The organism is Bacillus sp. AFS031507 (genome assembly GCF_002584635.1).
In the GTDB taxonomy this organism is placed as follows: Bacteria; Bacillota; Bacilli; order Bacillales; family Cytobacillaceae; genus Neobacillus.
The window spans coordinates 106,405-122,025 of the sequence record NZ_NUOW01000001.1 but is presented as its reverse complement, the minus strand read 5'-3'; the positions used below and the strand labels follow the sequence as shown (position 1 = coordinate 122,025).

Here is a 15,621-nt window from a genome sequence, read left to right as displayed (position 1 = left end):
TATCTTAATTATTCCAAACTCAAACTTGATATAAATCAATTTCATTAAAGAAGAATGGTGATAAACTGAAGCATAAACTTAAACTCTTAACAAAGGGGAGCGAGAACTATGTTTGAAATAGTTGATAAAAAAGCAGTCATGAATATCCGCGAGCGCATTGCAAAGGGGGAACATCCGCGACGAGAAATAATAAATTTTGTGAAAGCTGCACCTGTAGGAACCTTATTTGAAATTCATTTGCCACATCGTGGTGAACCGCTTATTGGCAGTTTGCAATCATTAGGAATGAATGTAATTGTCAACGAAATTGAAGCCATGCATTTTAGACTAATGGCAATAAAGTTAGATGAAATTTAACTAATACCTGCGATCTGTTTAAGCCGGTGCAACTCTAGAATCTGTATTTGGCGGTGTCCGACCATGCTAATCAGCTTTTGCGACATGAACGACAACAACTTTCTGCTTACCGATTCTGGAGTTGTTCCAATATAACTAGCTAAATCCTTTTTTGTGATTGGCAAGGAAAAGGTCCCGTTTTTAGCAATCATTTTATCATGAAAGAGAATAAGTGCTCTTGCAAGCCGTTGTTCAACCTCTAGTAAACTTAGGAAACCAACCGACTCATCTGCTTCAAATAACCTGTCGTTTACGGCCAGTAAGAATTTGTAGGACAACTCCGCGTTATTTTCCATTGTTTTAAGAAAGTCCTTTTTTTCGATATAACAAATAACCGTTGAAGATCCCACGGCTTCTGCATTCATATAGTGTTTTTCATTATTTAATAATGAAAATAATCCAAAGAAGTCCCCAGGGAACAGCAATCTAACAATTTGTTCTTTCCCTTCTGGGGACATTTTTGTTAACTTGATCAGTCCTTCATTGACAACGAATAATGTTTCCGAATGTTCTCCTTCTCGAAAAATAAATTCTCTTTTCACAAAGCTTCTGCTTCTTGTTCCCTTTTGCAGCGGTTGACGATCCGCTTCCTTCATTCCTTTAAAAACAGGTACAGATGTAATGCACGATGATTCCTGAGAGCAGCAATGGTTACAACACATTCTTAAGTCACTCCTCCACATTTCTATTAACTTAATAGTATCTGTTTTGATCATTCCTTGTAGTGATTTAGATCAATTCTGCTTTTCTTGATATAGGTCAATGTTAATGAGAACGATTCGCATTACAATAAAAGAAAAACAAGAGGTGATTTGATTCGAATGAGTATCATGGAATTGGCATTGAATGAGGTCGCATGCTCAGGATGTGTCGGGAAGATTAAAAGAGAGATGCAAAGAACCAAGGGGATTGAAAAAGTAAAGATCATGTCCGGTAGTGGAAAAATCAAAATAAGCTTCAATGAAAATATTATTCATTCGGAGGAAATTAATCGTAATCTGTATAAAATGACCTTGCGAACATTTGATTAAAGGCTGCTCCTTGTGGGCAGTTTTTTTTTGAAAATAAAAACCATATTAAGAACGGAAAATTCGTTATAATATTAACATTAAAGAGCCAAGGATATGTGTTGTAATAATTTTCCCTTCCAGATTAATAATAAACAAAAAGAGAGGGATTTTTTTTTGGAGCGCAATCAGGATAGTAAATTTGAAGAAACCTTTCTTCCAGTGACCTCAATCATCAGTGGAGTTGGTATAGCAGTTTTGCCTGATATTTATTGTTACACCGACAAAATCGTGAACCTAGTACTTGTAGGCAACCCGAATGAGCCGGATGATTTTGTTTTAATTGACACGGGCATGCCTAAGTCAGCAGATGAGATAAAGGAAATGGTTGAAGAACGTTTTGGTGAGGGTGCCCTTCCTAAAGCGATCGTATTAACGCATGGACATTTTGACCATGTCGGATCAGTGGCTGAATTGTTGGAGGAATGGGAGATTCCGGTTTATGCACATGAGCTGGAAATCCCTTATTTGACTGGAAAGTTAGATTATCCGCCGGGTGACCCTAATGTTGATAGTGGACTTGTTGCAAAAATGTCGCCGATGTTCCCCAACCATGGGATTGATATAAGTGCCCATGTTCATGCGCTTCCTGCCGACGGAACTGTTCCAAATTTGCCTAATTGGAAATGGGTACATACACCAGGGCATACGCCGGGACATATTTCCTTATTCCGTGAACAAGACCGTGCACTGATCGCCGGAGATGCATTTGTTACGGTAAAACAAGAATCCCTATATAAAGTAATGACGCAAACACAAGAGATTAGTGGTCCACCAAAATATTACACTACTCACTGGGATGCTGCTTTTGAATCTGTAAAAAAGTTAGAGGCACTCAAGCCGCAAGTAGCAGTGACTGGTCATGGTCTTCCGATGAGTGGGGAGGACCTAGCAGAAAATCTAAATTATTTAGTGGAGCATTTTGCTGAAATTGGCCGGCCTGACAGTGGGAAATATGTGAATTAGTAATTTCTGAAGAAACTTGGGCTGCTGACTCATGCAGCTCTTTTATATCACTTTTATATTCGTTTTTAAGAACGGGAGAAAAATCTTTATGTATCTGCATAGACATCACTAGAAATAATGAAAACTAATTGAACTAATTCTTTTGAGGTGGTAATAATGAGACTTTGTTTATTCCTGTTGATTGCCGGACTGTTGGATGCTGTTTTAACCCAATTTGGGATTGTTTCAGGTATTGTTGAAGAGGGAAATCCAATGATGAAGCTTGTAATTGAAAAAAGCTGGTCCTATTTTTACATCATAAAAATCTTTCTGCCCCTCTTGTTGCTTGGTTTGTTCTACTTGCGACCACTAAAAGGGTGGATTCGGACTCTTTTGGTTGCCACTTGTGTTCTTTATCTCTCCGTCCTGGTATATCATATGGTGTGGATTGTCCTCTATTTTAATACTGCATCATGACTTTTCCTCTATTCCTAACTAGACACTCCAAGGTTATTCAGTTAGTATCAATACGATATGGAAAGACAAATAATAAGAAAAATGATTTTTATATAAAGGAGTTCAATATGTTTAATACCTTAAAACCATACTTGCAGGAAGCCTGGGAAAAGTCAGGATTTCAACAACCTACTTCCATTCAAGAAGCCGCTATTCCAATGATTCTTGAAGGCAAGAATTTAATTGCCGAGTCACCGACAGGTACTGGTAAAACGCTGGCTTATTTGCTGCCATTGTTAGATAAAATGGACCCAAGTTTACAATCTTTGCAAGCGGTTGTGTTAGCTTCTTCGCAAGAGCTAGTAATGCAGGTCTATCAAGAATTTCAAAAATGGTCGGAAGGCAGCGGAATAAGGGGCACTTCGATTATTGGCGGAGCCAATATGAAACGCCAGCTTGAAAAATTAAAGAAACGCCCGCATGTTATTTTTGCAACACCTGGTCGTTTATTTGAACTGATCAAACAGAAAAAGGTGAAAATGCATGAAGTAAAATTGGTTGTTCTCGATGAGGGTGATCAATTACTTATTCACGAGCATCTTAATACTGTCCTAAACATTGTAAAATCAACCATGAGTGACCGCCAAGTTGTTTTGTTTTCTGCTACAATGAAACCGGCAACAGAGAAATTGGCAAAAGAAATGACAAAGGACCCGGAAGTTCTTCGCATCGAAAAGGATGAACTTGCTTCGTCTGGAGAAGTCGAGCATATTTATTTTTCATGTGATCCAAGAGATAAAATCAAGCTCCTCGAAAAATTCACGCGCTTAGAAAATAGTAAATCGCTTGCGTTTATTAATGATATTGGTGAAATTGAAGTATTTAAGGAAAAATTACATTTTAAAGATTTATCGATCGGAATCTTGCATAGCGACATGAAAAAGCTCGAACGGCAGTCCGCATTAAAGTCTTTCCGTGATGGCAAAATGAACATGCTTATTGCTACAGATGTGGCGGCGAGAGGACTTGATATCCAAGGGGTTACCCATGTGGTCAATATCGATTCTCCGAAGGATATATCGCAATATGTGCACAGGGCTGGAAGAACAGGAAGAATGGGTGCAAATGGGATTGTTATCTCGCTTGTTACCGAAAGGGAAGAAAGAGAATTGAAACAGTATTGCCGTGAGTTAAACGTTCCGGTTCATAAAAGAGTGTTTTACAAAGGCCTGATTTCTGAAGAAGGACAAAGAGATCAGAAATTACGGAGATAATGTATGGTGGCTTGAAGAAGCTGCCATCATCGAGATTCAGGAAAAGTTTGAAAATGGCGAACTTACATCCAAAGAACTAGTATTATGAGCAAATGACTAAATTTAGAAAAAGCTCCAGTCCTTGAAAAAGAATAAGACTAATTATTTTCACTCATACTATCAATGTATTTCTCGAAAAAGGAGATGGTAGTGTGGGAAGACAGAAGCTTGGTAATGCAAATGCTCAGCGTAATAATAATCGCAAAAAACCAATGAGAGATAGTGAAGAACTGGTTGAATTTACAACTGGAGAAGCACTAAAACATAACCGTCCAAATAGTAAATAACAAAGTGCGCCTCCTTCTTGAATAGGGAGGCGCATTTTTTTATGGGAAATCATCACATTTATAGATATCTTGATAAACACGACGAAAATCACTCTTTTGCAAGTAATTTAAGTGCTTTTTTAGCAGGGCCCTCAATAACATCGCCTGAATAAGCATAACGTGAACCATGGCACGGGCAATCCCAAGATTTTTCAGCATGATTCCATTCACACTCACAGCCAAGATGGGTGCAGGTGGTGTCGACAACATAAAGTTTACCGTTTTCATCCTTATAGCCTCCAGCCCTTTTCCCGTTATACATGACAACGGAGCCTTCACCCACCTGTAAATCATCTGCGGACTTATCCGTATATTCAAGTTTGCCTTTAATTAGATGTTTAGCTACATCTGCATTGGTTGTGATGACACTCTTTAAGTCGGGATCAGCTTGGAATCGGGACGGTGTATAGAGCTCCATATATGGGTTGTCCCTTTCCATGACATAATCGGTCAACAAGTGACCCGCGAGAATCCCTGTTGTCATCCCCCATTTTTTAAAACCCGTGGCCACTAAAACATTCTCACGACCTTCAGTGTAATGTCCAATATAGGGAAGTTTGTCTAGTGTAACCATATCCTGGGCAGACCAGCGATAATCGTATTCCTTAATCCCAAAAACCTCTTCAGCAAACGTTTCGAGTGCTTCATAATGCTTCAGCGTGTCCATTCCTTGTCCCGTTTTATGATTTTCACCACCGATGATCAATAACTTTTCTTTTTCCCCATTAAGCGGTGTATAACGAATCGATCGAGGTGGGTTATCGGCGCTGATATACATGCCACCAGGGTAGTCCTTATCTGTTTTTATCCCGATTGCGTAAGACCTGCTCGCATACATTCTCGCAAAATAAAGCCCTGGTTTATCATAAAAAGGGAAATGGGAGGCAATAATCACATGCTTGCATGAAACTCTATGCCCCGATTTAGTAACAACCTTTGGTTCCGTATCATCGTCCTCAATGTCTGAAGCGACTGTATTCTCATAAACAGAACAGCCCGCCTTAACCGCATCATCTAGAAGTGCTTTTAGAAATTTAAGTGGATGATATTGCGCTTGATTGTGCATCATGAGAGCGCCTTTTGCAGGAATATTAAAGGGGATCGTATCCTTTAAAGCCCCATCGATTTCTAGACTTTTATACGCTTCCCATTCCGTTTTAAGCTTGTCGACATACTCATCCGTTGTTGCATAAACATAGGCGTCTTGCTTACTGAAATCACAATCAATTCCCTTTTCCTCTACGCAGCTTTCGACAAATCGAATGGCATTCATATGAGATTCATAATAAAGCCGTGCTTTTTCTACTCCAAAATGATTTATTAATTCATCATAAATAATGCTATGCTGTGCCGTTAATTTTGCAGTTGTGTGGCCAGTAGTCCCATTCAAGACATTGCCTGCTTCTAAGAGAGCTACCTTTAAGCCTTCCTTTGACAGCAAATAGGCAGCGGTAATTCCAGATATCCCTGCACCAACAATCGCAACATCCACAGAAAGATCTTGTTCTAATGATTCAAAAGCAGGTAATTCTATTTCACGCCAATACGTTTTTGGGAATTTTGGGATTTTTTCAGATGAACTCATATATACTCCTCCAGCCTAAAAAAATGACATCAAATTTAATTTTTCCAAAAGTGATAAAATTAATGTAGGTATGGAAATATTTCCTTAATCGCAAAAAAAGAACCTTGCTTTATGCATGGTTCTTCCCGTTATATATTAGGATGTTTAATAATGACGAACCCATGGTCTACAGATTCTGAATTAACTGAGCAAGATGCCGAAGCATATGACAAACCTTAAACTTGGCTTTGACTGAATTAGAAAGAATCATTCCTCTTTATCAATTTTTAATGGATCAATACGGGTAGAGTCTTCAGTATTTAAGGCGCTTCTTACGAAATGGAAAAATGTTCCTCCAATGCAGCCGAGAAAAAAGACAAAACCAATCGTTGTGACCCACCAAATTGCAGACATTGTATTCCCCCTTTGTCTAGCTTAAGCATTAATTTCTTAAGCTTTTCTAAAGATATATGCATAAGGGGGGAGGATTTTTCCTATGAATCACTGATGGAAATATACTATTTTATATTAGTCTTTTTTCTTAAGTGCGGCATAGTAGTCAACTTTTTTGATATTAACGCCGACAAAGGTTTCGATAATCGACTGGCCGCCGGCAATCGAGAAAATTAAAATAACCACATAGGTAATACGCGGAAAGAGCAAATATGCTCCACCAAGTAAAAAAGCGCTCCAAACACCAGCACACCAATAACATTTCAATAAATAACCAAACATAGATGTTGGAACTTCCTTGGTTTCCACTCCATCGTCCGTTTCTACTTTTACTTTCTTAACAAAAGGTCTACGGATAAATTCAGTAATTTTATCAAAGACAATTAAATGAGTTAAACGGTAGCTCGCTAGAATTAACATGATATAGGTCATCCATGAGATATCTTCCACGTCTTCCATCCTCCAAAATCCACTTGGTCTCTCCCTAATGGACAGCTCCATTTTATTTTTCATTTCCCTGTATATTTTGAGCCTGAAATCAAAATTATATATTCGGAGGAGGCGAAAAAATGAAAAAATCTTTTTGGTTTAGTTTTCTGTTTTTATTATCACTATTCTGTATTCCAAGTGTGTCTTTTGCCCAGCAAATTTACACCGTTCAGCCGGGGGACACACTTTGGAAAATCGCAGTTAGGTATCAAGTTGGAATTTCCGAAATTATTGCGGCAAACCGACAATTTTCGAATCCAAATCTAATTTATCCAGGTCAAAAGGTTACTATCCCAAGTTTCGATGCTGTAAAAAGTACAGAAAGCCAGGTAATCCAGTTAACCAATCAGGAGCGTGCAAAAAATGGTTTGAAGGCATTAACACCTGATTGGGAGCTCTCAAGGGTCGCTCGTTATAAAGCCAATGACATGAGAGATAAAAACTATTTCAGTCATACCAGTCCAACGTATGGCAGTCCGTTTGCTATGATGAAAAGCTTTGGGATCTCCTACCGTTCAGCTGCTGAAAACATTGCAGCAGGGCAAACGACACCGGCTTCAGTCGTTCAAGCTTGGATGAATAGCTCCGGTCACAGGGCAAATATTTTAAGCACGAGATCTACCTATATTGGGGTTGGCTACGCACAGGGTGGCTCACAAAGACACTATTGGGTACAGATGTTTATTTCTAAGTAAGACAAAAGGGTCAGTTTCTTAAGCATTTCGCTTAGGGACTGACCCTTTCTACGTCTTAGGACCGATATGAAAATCAAGCTCAAGCGCAATTATGATAAACAATGAAAAGAGGTAAGATGAAATCAAGATAAAGAAAGGAGCAAAACAAAATGAAAAAATTTGGTTTACTGTTAGCAGGTGGAATTGCAGCGATAATCTTGCTTTCCACAATTGGTCCAATGGTGGGGTTACTCGTCAGCTTAGTACTCCTATACTTCATATTCAAACAGTTCTTAAAAGCTGAATCGACAGGAGGAAAAATTGGGCTTGGGATCATTGGATTCATTGTCCTCATCGCATCCATTCATAACGCTCCAGCAATTATAGGGATTGCAGCAGCTTATGTTTTATACCTTGTTTATAAAAAATGGAATGAGAAAAAGCACACAACCGTGAAGGAAAATGACCCATTTGTTAATTTTGAAAAACAGTGGAATGAATTGAAAAATAATTAAGAAATAAAGGAGAGAATAAACATGACAAACTTATTTACAAGAATTAAAAACACGATTACAGCAGATTTACACCAGGCACTTGATCAAAAAGATAAACAAAATCCAATTGCTTTATTAAATCAATACCTACGCCAGTGTGAGCAAGAAACAGAGAAAGTTAGAAAGCTATTAGAACGTCAATACACACTTAAAGATGAATTTACAAGAGAATATGAGCAAGCGTCCCAGTTAGCTGAAAAAAGAAAGTACCAAGCTGAAATTGCTTCTAAAGCAGGAGAATCAGAACTTTATCAGTTTGCCTCTGCAGAGCATCAGCAATATGCAGACCGTGCAAGCCGCTTGAGTGCATCACTTGAACAAGTAAAGAGTCAACTAGTAGAATTAGAAAGAAAGTATGAAGAAATGAAGCACAAGCTAAAAGATATGCACCTAAGACGGATGGAATTAATGGGCCGTGAAAATGTAACACGAGCGAACCTCCAAATCAACCAGGTGCTTGATTCTAATACTTATTCAGATAAATCCCACTCGAAGTTTAAAGATATTGAAAATTATCTTGACCGCTTAGAGCATCAAGTGAATAGCTCATACTATCGCAATACGATCGATGCTCGAGTTGCACAACTAGAAAAGGAAATGAAATTAGAAGAAAGCAAGTCCATTTAAATCCAAAACATGGTATGCTAAATAAAAAAGCGGAAGCGCCTCTAGGCGCTGGAGCTAGACACGAAAGGCGTAGGATTTCTGCGCCTTATGGCCATAAACAATAGTAATACAAACTATAAAAGAGTTATCCAGATGGTAATAAGGGAGGGTGGACCATGTTTAAAAATACTAAAAATGATTATATAGGCTGGCTGGTCATTATCGGTGCGATCATTTTAGTCATGGAAATACTATTTTTTAACAGTGGGCTAATTTTCTCTCTTTTTATCTCTGGAGGCATGATTTACCTCGGCCGCAAACGAGCGGGGAAAAAGAAGGGGAAAATACTTTTTATCGGCGGGATTATTTTCTTAGTCCTTAGTCTCTTAAATATGATGACGTTTAAGTTTTTACTAGTTGCGATATTACTGCACTTTTTTATTCAATTTTTAAATGCCAAAAAGAAACCTAAGAAAATCTCACCTGAAATCACGAAAATCGAACCAACCTCCGATGAAGAAACAATGATAAAGTCAGAACCTCTGTTTGAAAATATCGTCCTTGGTCAGCAAAAGACACCCCCGGGTGCCTACGAATGGAATGATGTAAATATTCAGGCAGGGATCGGTGATACCATCATTGATCTGAGCTTTACGATGCTGCCTAAAGGGGAAACGGTTATCTTTATTCGCAATCTGATAGGGAATATACAAATCCTTGTTCCTTATGATATTGATGTTAGTGTCCAGCATTCATGCATCATGGGTTCAACGACTGTTTTCGAGCACCACGACTCTAAACTTTTCAATCGAGTATTACACCTAAAAACACCAGGATATGAGACAGCTGAGCACAAAGTGAAAATTTTCACCTCGCTCATGGTTGGTAATTTAGAGGTGAGCCGGATATGAGCACAACCCAGCGTAAAATTTTCTGGAGTGTTGGCTTTTCCTTTTTTCTTGCGATTATTGTCAGTGCCATTTTTATCTTCGTTTTCCCACTAAGCAGTTGGGCGGAATTGTGGAGTAAACATTTCATGAATGTTCCGTTTGTAATCTTTATCCCTGCCTTTAGCATTGCCGTTGGGATTCTCCTAGGTGCAGTCTCTGGGGTGTTTTGGAGAAGGCAGTTTCTATCCATTGAACACTCCTTGCATCTATTAGAGGAAGGAAAACAAATAGAAGTAGTTAAGGAGAAACCTGCTATCTCAGAAATGCAGCTCATTGCAAACCGAATTGAGAAAATAGGCAAACAAATGTCTGAACAAGCGAAGCTTTCGCAGCGATTAGCCACTGAAAAAGTGGAAGACCTTGAAGGAAGAATCCAAGAAATTATCGAACAGGAACGGAACCGATTGGCCCGTGAACTGCATGATTCTGTCAGTCAGCAATTATTTGCTGCTTCGATGATGATGTCAGCAATCAACGAAACTAAACAGCAATCACCAGTAGAAAATGACCGCGAAGCGAAACAATTGAAATTAGTCGAAGAAATGATTCACCAATCACAGTTGGAAATGCGTGCCCTGCTTTTACATTTACGGCCCGTTGCCTTAAAAAATAAAACACTTCAAGAAGGAATTGAAGAGCTATTAATCGAATTATCACAAAAGGTTGAGATGGATATTAAATGGAAGACAGAGGTTTTTCCGTTAGATAAAGGAGTAGAGGATCATCTTTTCCGTATCCTCCAAGAGTCGATCTCAAATACGTTAAGACATTCGAAAGCCAATAAACTCGAAGTTCTGATGGTGAAACGGGATGATCTTGTCATCTTAAGGATTATTGATGACGGAATAGGTTTTAATGTAAACGAGATGAAAGCAGGTTCCTATGGAATGCAAAATATGCATGAGCGTGCAGTAGAAGTAGGAGGCACGTTAAAAGTGGTTAGTGTAAAAAATCAAGGAACAAGGCTGGAAGTGAAGGTTCCGGTGATGATTAATGGAGATGGTGCCAATGATTAGAGTCGTATTTGTTGATGATCATGAAATGGTTAGAATCGGAGTTTCTTCTTATTTATCAGCGCAGCCAGACATTGAGGTAGTTGGAGAAGCTGACGATGGAAAAAAAGGTGTAGAGCTTGCCCTCGAACTTCGCCCTGATATCATTCTAATGGATTTAGTGATGAAGGAAATGGACGGAATTGAAGCCACAAAGCAAATCATTGAACAGTGGCCGGAAGCAAAAGTCATAATCGTGACAAGCTTTTTGGACGATGAAAAAGTTTATCCTGCACTTGAAGCAGGGGCAACCAGCTACATGCTGAAGACCTCTAAAGCGGGTGAAATTGCCAATGCAGTCCGTGCTACATATCATGGACAATCGGTCCTTGAACCGGAAGTAACCGGAAAAATGATGGTGAAGATGCGTCAAAAAAATACACATTTGCCGCACGAAGACCTTACTACCCGTGAAATCGAAATATTATTATTAATGGCAGAGGGCAAAACCAATCAAGACATTGCTGATGAGTTATTTATTGCCCTCAAAACCGTCAAAACCCATGTCAGTAATATTTTGAGCAAGTTGAACGTCCAAGATAGAACGCAAGCGGTCATTTATGCATTTAAGCATTCATTAATTAAATAAATTTCGGAGGCTTTCCTTAGCCTTTAAAATTCTTGGTATTAGTATCCATGCTTTGCAAATTTCGAATGTGCTGCCGACTAGCACTGTACATCAGTTTCCGTTTATTGATTGGATCGGATTATATCCAACCTGGGAAACGACGATTACACAGTTAATATTAGTTCATGGCTATTATTTTATTAACATGGATGATCAGAAAAAAAACAGTAATGGTGAACGTTTAAAGGGCTGTGAGCCCTTTTTTTCGTTCTCCTAAAAATTTTTCTCTAATAATCAAAGAACTTGTCTCATAAGTTTATAAAAGTGAGATGAGTATGGAGGAGAAAAAATTGGCTATTTATTATAAGGGGATCTTCTTTTTAGCTGTAGCTGCTTTTTTGGGGGAAGGTATTGAAGTTTTAGTAAATATGATTCTTGCTCGAGAGTTAGGACCACACGGACTAGGTCTGTATATGTCCATTTTGCCATCGATCTTCTTAATTGTGTTACTATCCAGCTTTGAGTTGCCTGTATCGATTTCAAAATTTATTGCTGAAAGGGAAGACCGTTATCACCGAAATATCCTTCATCATGCGATTACGATTACGATTGTGTTCTCGGCTGTCCTTTTTTTAGCAGCTACTGTAATCATTCCGTTTATTCCTGTGTTTGACAAATATCATCCATACGTAAGATGGCTTGTTTTGATCTTAATACCAATCATTTCCTTCACCTCCGTCGCGAGGGGATATTTTATGGGCAAGCAGCAAATGGGGAAAATAGCAGTCTCAAATTTTTTAAGGAAAACGATTCAACTTTCAGGACTGTTCCTCCTTTTCCGGTTCTTTGCTTTCGACACAGCTGAGTCAGTGTTAATCGCGATTGGTACGTTTATAGGAAGCGAGATAGTTGTGTTCCTTTATTTAATATACATGTTTATTATCCAATTTCAGCAATTGAAGCGACAACCATTTTCTAATATGAAACGCAAGATAGTTCAGAAAAATCTAATGGCAGTTTCGATTCCAACAACAGGTCTTCGCTTGTTTTCTGCTTTTACTGGTGCCATACAGCCCTTTATCATTAAGGCAGCGTTGGTTCGTTCTGGCTTGAGCGATACATTAGCGACAGAGCAATTTGGAATGCTGATGGGGGTGGCCATTTCGATAGGCTTTTTTCCGGGTTTTATTGCTCACTCGTTAATGGTCGTTCTAATCCCAGCTGTGTCCAAGACACACGCAGAAGGTGATTACCAAAGGCTCCAAAAAATGCTTCAACAGGTGATGAAGCTAACCTTTGTATATGGGGTCGCATCCGTAGCTATTTTCTACTTCTTTGCACCAGAGTTAACGTCGCTATTTTTTAAATCAGAAACACCTGCCCTATTTTTACAATTGCTTTGGCCATTTTTCTTATTTCACTTTTTTATCATGCCGATGCAGGCCTTTTTGTTTGGACTTAATCTACTTAAAGAGACCTTCATTCATATCATTTGGTCGACGATCATCTCCTTTTCAATCATTCTATTGCTTGCAGCGATGCCTGAATGGAGAATGAATGGCGTTATTATTGGAATGAATACAGGCGCTGTTTTGTTAGCCCTCATGCATTATCTAACGATCTGCAAGAAAATTGGCGTCAGTATTTTTATGAAAGGCTTCATTCAAAATACTACTGAGCGGTAAACTCCTGAGAAATTTTCTGTATAACTGTAGGGGGGAATGCTGTCAATTCCGTCTAATAGAATGTAGATCATTTTAAAGATGGAAAGGATGGAGAACATGCTTGCTGGAATTGTCCCATCATTTGAAGAAGTGGTATTGGAACATGGAAGATCCATTTATAAATATATTTTGTCTTTAGTGAAGCATAAAGAACTTGCAGAGGACATCTATCAAGAGGTATTACTCTCAGCATATTTAGCATATCCTTCAATTAAAGAGCAATCTAAATACAAAGGCTGGTTTTTTACGATTGCAATCAATAAATGCCGTGATTATTGGCGGAAGGAAAATAAATCTAAGCAATTTTGGAAGGAAGGAGTTTATTCCTATTCAGCCTCATTCGAACCAAGCGTCATTCCAGAAGAGGAAGTCTTACATAAATTTTCTGCTGAACAGATGGCTGAAAAGGTAAACCTATTACCGGAAATTTACCGTTATCCTATTTATCTTTATTACTATCAAAATTTCTCACTCATTGAAATCGCGAAGAAAAGTAATCTGCCAATGTCGACAGTAAAAACAAGAATGAAAAGAGCGAAGGAGAGACTTCGCCCAAAAATGCAATCACTCGCATAATTGCTTCATCAAAGAATATTCTTTGCAAAGGAGAATGTTGAAGATGACAGGAAATGAAACAAAAAGGTCTCCGGTACAGTTACTTCCGTATATTTCAAAGCAATATTACAACCGTTATACGCCTATCGATCATGCGGTATGGCGTTTTGTCATGAAACAAAATCATTACTTTTTAAAAGATATCGCCCATCCTGCATATGTGAATGGCCTAAACGATTCAGGAATTAAAACAGAATCGATTCCAAAAGTAGATGACATGAATTCCAGTCTAGCCAAAGTGGGCTGGGGGGCCGTCACGATTGCTGGGTTAATTCCTGGCACAGCGTTTTATGGCTTTCTGGCAAATTGTATTTTACCAATTGCAACGGAAATAAGAAAAATACAAAATATTGCCTATACACCTGCACCGGATATGATCCATGAGGCAGCTGGACACGCGCCCATTTTATTAGATAAATCCTATCGGGAATTTGTTAAGAAAATCGGCGAAATGGGAGCAAAAGCACTCTCAAGTAAAGAGAAGCTAGAGGTATTTAAAGCAGTTCGTCATTTAACGATTGTTGCCGAAGATCCAAATTCTACACCAGAGCAGGTTAAAGAGGCAGAAAGACTGGTAGCAGAAGCTAGAAAGAAGGTCAAAGGTCTATCAGAGGCCGATCAAGTTTCAAGGCTTTTTTGGTGGACGGTAGAATATGGATTAGTTGGTGACATAAAGAATCCGAAAATTTATGGAGCTGGCCTACTATCATCAGTAGGTGAGAGTCAAAGTTGTCTTGCTGATGATGTCAAAAAGATCCCATTTTCAATAGAAGAATGTATTAAGACCCCATATGATGTCACAAAGCCGCAGCCGCAACTATTTGTTTGTAAGAACTTTGATGAACTAGCAGCGGCTATTGATCAATTTGCTTCTACCATGGCATTTCAAAAAGGTGGAACGGAAAGCCTAGAAAAGGCTTTGCAATCTGATAATCTCGCAACCTTTGTCTTCTCTTCAGGGTTGCAAGTGACCGGCACACTAACAACGATTTTGAAGGATGATAAAGGGGAAGCTGTTTATATCAGAACGAAGGGATCTACAGCACTATCGCTGGATCAGAAACAATTAGTGGACCATGGCAGAGAGACACATCATAAAGGCTTTGGGACACCCATAGGAAGACTTGAAGGAAAGAAGGTAATGGAGAATAGCTCGCTTGATCAATTAAAGGATTTAGGCATTATTGAAGGAAGCGAAGCAGATTTGAAATTTGAAAGTGGTGTCAATGTAAAGGGAACCGTGAAGACTATTTTGTTGTCTGCAGGTAAGCCGATCTTAATCTCATTTAAGGATTGCCAAGTAAAATTCAAGGATCAAGTCCTTTTTGAACCATCTTGGGGGACCTATGATATGGCGGTGGGGGCAGAAATTACCTCTGTTTTTGCAGGCGCGGCTGATCCAGACGGTTACTTTGACTGGCCAGCAATAGAGGAAACAAATGTTGTAGAGGAAACAGTAGTGCAGCAGAGTTGGAATCAACTAGAAAAGCTATATGAGGAAATCCGCAGTTTACGTGAGAGTCCGGTGTGGAATGAACAGAGTTGGTCCAGCTTGGAAGAAGTAATATTAACCTTAGATAAGCAGTACCCCAATGAGTGGTTATTGAGGCTTGAAATACTAGAACTCTATAAGAAGCACAATGGCAGCCATCCCAACGTTAAGCGTATAACTGAAATGTTACTGAAAAAAAACTGGGAAAAATCAATAAAGCAGGTGATTCAGCGCGGATTCACGTTAATATATAATAGCTAAAAGTAAAAGGAGCTTGGATACCCAAGCTCCTTTCTCATACTGTCTAGCTCCAGCGCCCAACGTCTAGTGGACTTCGCTCTCCGCCCTACGATAAGTCAACATCGGCTCACTCCGCT

The 15,621-nt window shown here is 39.0% G+C and carries 19 protein-coding genes; 15 read left to right on the top strand and 4 right to left on the bottom strand.

Translation table 11 applies throughout. From position 1 onward, the window contains the following. Positions 1-108: 108 nt before the first annotated feature. On the top strand, positions 109-357 hold the full coding sequence (locus tag COE25_RS00595) for an amino acid decarboxylase (protein WP_098930082.1): 249 nt from the start codon (positions 109-111) through the stop codon (positions 355-357). Here COE25_RS00595 and COE25_RS00590 read toward each other — a convergent pair. Continuing rightward, positions 354-1,058 (bottom strand): Crp/Fnr family transcriptional regulator, encoded by a 705-nt coding sequence (locus tag COE25_RS00590; RefSeq protein ID WP_098930080.1) that lies wholly within the window; start codon positions 1,056-1,058, stop codon positions 354-356. The two genes, COE25_RS00595 and COE25_RS00590, sit on opposite strands and share 4 nt — an antisense overlap. A 159-nt stretch (positions 1,059-1,217) precedes the next feature. Here COE25_RS00590 and COE25_RS00585 point away from each other — a divergent pair, with 159 nt between their 5' ends. From COE25_RS00585 to COE25_RS31300, 5 genes are all read left to right on the top strand, one after another. Beyond that, the gene (locus tag COE25_RS00585; protein ID WP_098930078.1) at positions 1,218-1,427 is read left to right on the top strand and encodes a heavy-metal-associated domain-containing protein; all 210 of its coding nucleotides are present in this window, start codon (positions 1,218-1,220) and stop codon (positions 1,425-1,427) included. A 153-nt stretch (positions 1,428-1,580) separates the two neighbouring features. Further along, a complete protein-coding gene (locus COE25_RS00580; protein ID WP_257208666.1) occupies positions 1,581-2,429 on the top strand; it encodes an MBL fold metallo-hydrolase in 849 nt (282 codons plus the stop codon). 156 nt (positions 2,430-2,585) lie between these two features. Next, entirely contained in the window at positions 2,586-2,885 is a 300-nt protein-coding gene (locus tag COE25_RS00575; RefSeq protein WP_098930074.1) for a DUF5658 family protein, read from the top strand. Between the two features lie 107 nt (positions 2,886-2,992). Beyond that, positions 2,993-4,138, top strand: coding sequence for a DEAD/DEAH box helicase (locus COE25_RS00570; protein ID WP_098930072.1), 1,146 nt, complete (start codon positions 2,993-2,995; stop codon positions 4,136-4,138). Between the two features lie 191 nt (positions 4,139-4,329). Further along, entirely contained in the window at positions 4,330-4,464 is a 135-nt protein-coding gene (locus tag COE25_RS31300) for a hypothetical protein (RefSeq protein ID WP_256942271.1), read from the top strand. Between the two features lie 88 nt (positions 4,465-4,552). On the opposite strand, the gene COE25_RS00565 is transcribed toward COE25_RS31300, so the two are convergent. From COE25_RS00565 to COE25_RS00560, 3 genes are all read right to left on the bottom strand, one after another. After that, a complete protein-coding gene (locus COE25_RS00565) occupies positions 4,553-6,088 on the bottom strand; it encodes an FAD-dependent oxidoreductase (protein ID WP_098930069.1) in 1,536 nt (511 codons plus the stop codon). 246 nt (positions 6,089-6,334) lie between these two features. Then, complete coding sequence (locus tag COE25_RS30415) at positions 6,335-6,481, bottom strand: hypothetical protein (protein ID WP_168242201.1); 147 nt, start codon at positions 6,479-6,481, stop codon at positions 6,335-6,337. Positions 6,482-6,595: 114 nt separating this feature from the next. Further along, a complete protein-coding gene (locus COE25_RS00560) occupies positions 6,596-6,979 on the bottom strand; it encodes a DUF1360 domain-containing protein (RefSeq protein ID WP_098930067.1) in 384 nt (127 codons plus the stop codon). Positions 6,980-7,089: 110 nt separating this feature from the next. Between COE25_RS00560 and safA the strand changes: the two genes are divergently transcribed. The 9 genes from safA (at position 7,090) to COE25_RS00510 (ending at position 15,505) form a co-directional block, all read left to right on the top strand. Beyond that, positions 7,090-7,704: a SafA/ExsA family spore coat assembly protein gene (gene safA / locus COE25_RS00555; protein ID WP_098930064.1), complete on the top strand. Its 615-nt coding sequence runs from the start codon at positions 7,090-7,092 to the stop codon at positions 7,702-7,704. A 149-nt stretch (positions 7,705-7,853) separates the two neighbouring features. Further along, a complete protein-coding gene (locus tag COE25_RS00550; RefSeq protein WP_098930062.1) occupies positions 7,854-8,198 on the top strand; it encodes a lmo0954 family membrane protein in 345 nt (114 codons plus the stop codon). Between the two features lie 21 nt (positions 8,199-8,219). Next, positions 8,220-8,864, top strand: coding sequence for a PspA/IM30 family protein (locus COE25_RS00545; protein ID WP_098930060.1), 645 nt, complete (start codon positions 8,220-8,222; stop codon positions 8,862-8,864). A gap of 155 nt (positions 8,865-9,019) precedes the next feature. Further along, a complete protein-coding gene (liaF, locus tag COE25_RS00540) occupies positions 9,020-9,754 on the top strand; it encodes a cell wall-active antibiotics response protein LiaF (RefSeq protein WP_088085788.1) in 735 nt (244 codons plus the stop codon). Continuing rightward, positions 9,751-10,809 (top strand): sensor histidine kinase, encoded by a 1,059-nt coding sequence (locus COE25_RS00535; RefSeq protein ID WP_088085789.1) that lies wholly within the window; start codon positions 9,751-9,753, stop codon positions 10,807-10,809. Before liaF ends, COE25_RS00535 begins: the two co-directional genes overlap by 4 nt. Next, complete coding sequence (locus COE25_RS00530) at positions 10,802-11,434, top strand: response regulator transcription factor (protein WP_098930058.1); 633 nt, start codon at positions 10,802-10,804, stop codon at positions 11,432-11,434. The genes COE25_RS00535 and COE25_RS00530 overlap by 8 nt, the downstream gene beginning before the upstream one ends. 329 nt (positions 11,435-11,763) lie before the next feature. Beyond that, positions 11,764-13,098, top strand: coding sequence for a polysaccharide biosynthesis protein (locus COE25_RS00520; protein WP_098930054.1), 1,335 nt, complete (start codon positions 11,764-11,766; stop codon positions 13,096-13,098). 87 nt (positions 13,099-13,185) lie between these two features. After that, positions 13,186-13,713, top strand: a complete 528-nt coding sequence (locus COE25_RS00515) for an RNA polymerase sigma factor (protein ID WP_246869693.1) — start codon at positions 13,186-13,188, stop codon at positions 13,711-13,713. Between the two features lie 43 nt (positions 13,714-13,756). Beyond that, the gene (locus COE25_RS00510; protein ID WP_257208665.1) at positions 13,757-15,505 is read left to right on the top strand and encodes an aromatic amino acid hydroxylase; all 1,749 of its coding nucleotides are present in this window, start codon (positions 13,757-13,759) and stop codon (positions 15,503-15,505) included. The last annotated feature ends 116 nt before the right edge of the window (positions 15,506-15,621 follow it).

What these genes read in the sequence shown, in the direction of transcription:
- COE25_RS00595 (WP_098930082.1), top strand. Translation starts at nt 109, where the DNA reads ATGTTTGAAATAGTTGATAAAAAAGCAGTCATGAATATCCGCGAGCGC.
- COE25_RS00590 (WP_098930080.1), bottom strand. Translation starts at nt 1,058, where the DNA reads ATGTGTTGTAACCATTGCTGCTCTCAGGAATCATCGTGCATTACATCT.
- COE25_RS00585 (WP_098930078.1), top strand. Translation starts at nt 1,218, where the DNA reads ATGAGTATCATGGAATTGGCATTGAATGAGGTCGCATGCTCAGGATGT.
- COE25_RS00575 (WP_098930074.1), top strand. Translation starts at nt 2,586, where the DNA reads ATGAGACTTTGTTTATTCCTGTTGATTGCCGGACTGTTGGATGCTGTT.
- COE25_RS00570 (WP_098930072.1), top strand. Translation starts at nt 2,993, where the DNA reads ATGTTTAATACCTTAAAACCATACTTGCAGGAAGCCTGGGAAAAGTCA.
- COE25_RS00565 (WP_098930069.1), bottom strand. Translation starts at nt 6,088, where the DNA reads ATGAGTTCATCTGAAAAAATCCCAAAATTCCCAAAAACGTATTGGCGT.
- COE25_RS30415 (WP_168242201.1), bottom strand. Translation starts at nt 6,481, where the DNA reads ATGTCTGCAATTTGGTGGGTCACAACGATTGGTTTTGTCTTTTTTCTC.
- COE25_RS00560 (WP_098930067.1), bottom strand. Translation starts at nt 6,979, where the DNA reads ATGGAAGACGTGGAAGATATCTCATGGATGACCTATATCATGTTAATT.
- safA (WP_098930064.1), top strand. Translation starts at nt 7,090, where the DNA reads ATGAAAAAATCTTTTTGGTTTAGTTTTCTGTTTTTATTATCACTATTC.
- COE25_RS00550 (WP_098930062.1), top strand. Translation starts at nt 7,854, where the DNA reads ATGAAAAAATTTGGTTTACTGTTAGCAGGTGGAATTGCAGCGATAATC.
- COE25_RS00545 (WP_098930060.1), top strand. Translation starts at nt 8,220, where the DNA reads ATGACAAACTTATTTACAAGAATTAAAAACACGATTACAGCAGATTTA.
- liaF (WP_088085788.1), top strand. Translation starts at nt 9,020, where the DNA reads ATGTTTAAAAATACTAAAAATGATTATATAGGCTGGCTGGTCATTATC.
- COE25_RS00535 (WP_088085789.1), top strand. Translation starts at nt 9,751, where the DNA reads ATGAGCACAACCCAGCGTAAAATTTTCTGGAGTGTTGGCTTTTCCTTT.
- COE25_RS00530 (WP_098930058.1), top strand. Translation starts at nt 10,802, where the DNA reads ATGATTAGAGTCGTATTTGTTGATGATCATGAAATGGTTAGAATCGGA.
- COE25_RS00515 (WP_246869693.1), top strand. Translation starts at nt 13,186, where the DNA reads ATGGAGAACATGCTTGCTGGAATTGTCCCATCATTTGAAGAAGTGGTA.
- COE25_RS00510 (WP_257208665.1), top strand. Translation starts at nt 13,757, where the DNA reads ATGACAGGAAATGAAACAAAAAGGTCTCCGGTACAGTTACTTCCGTAT.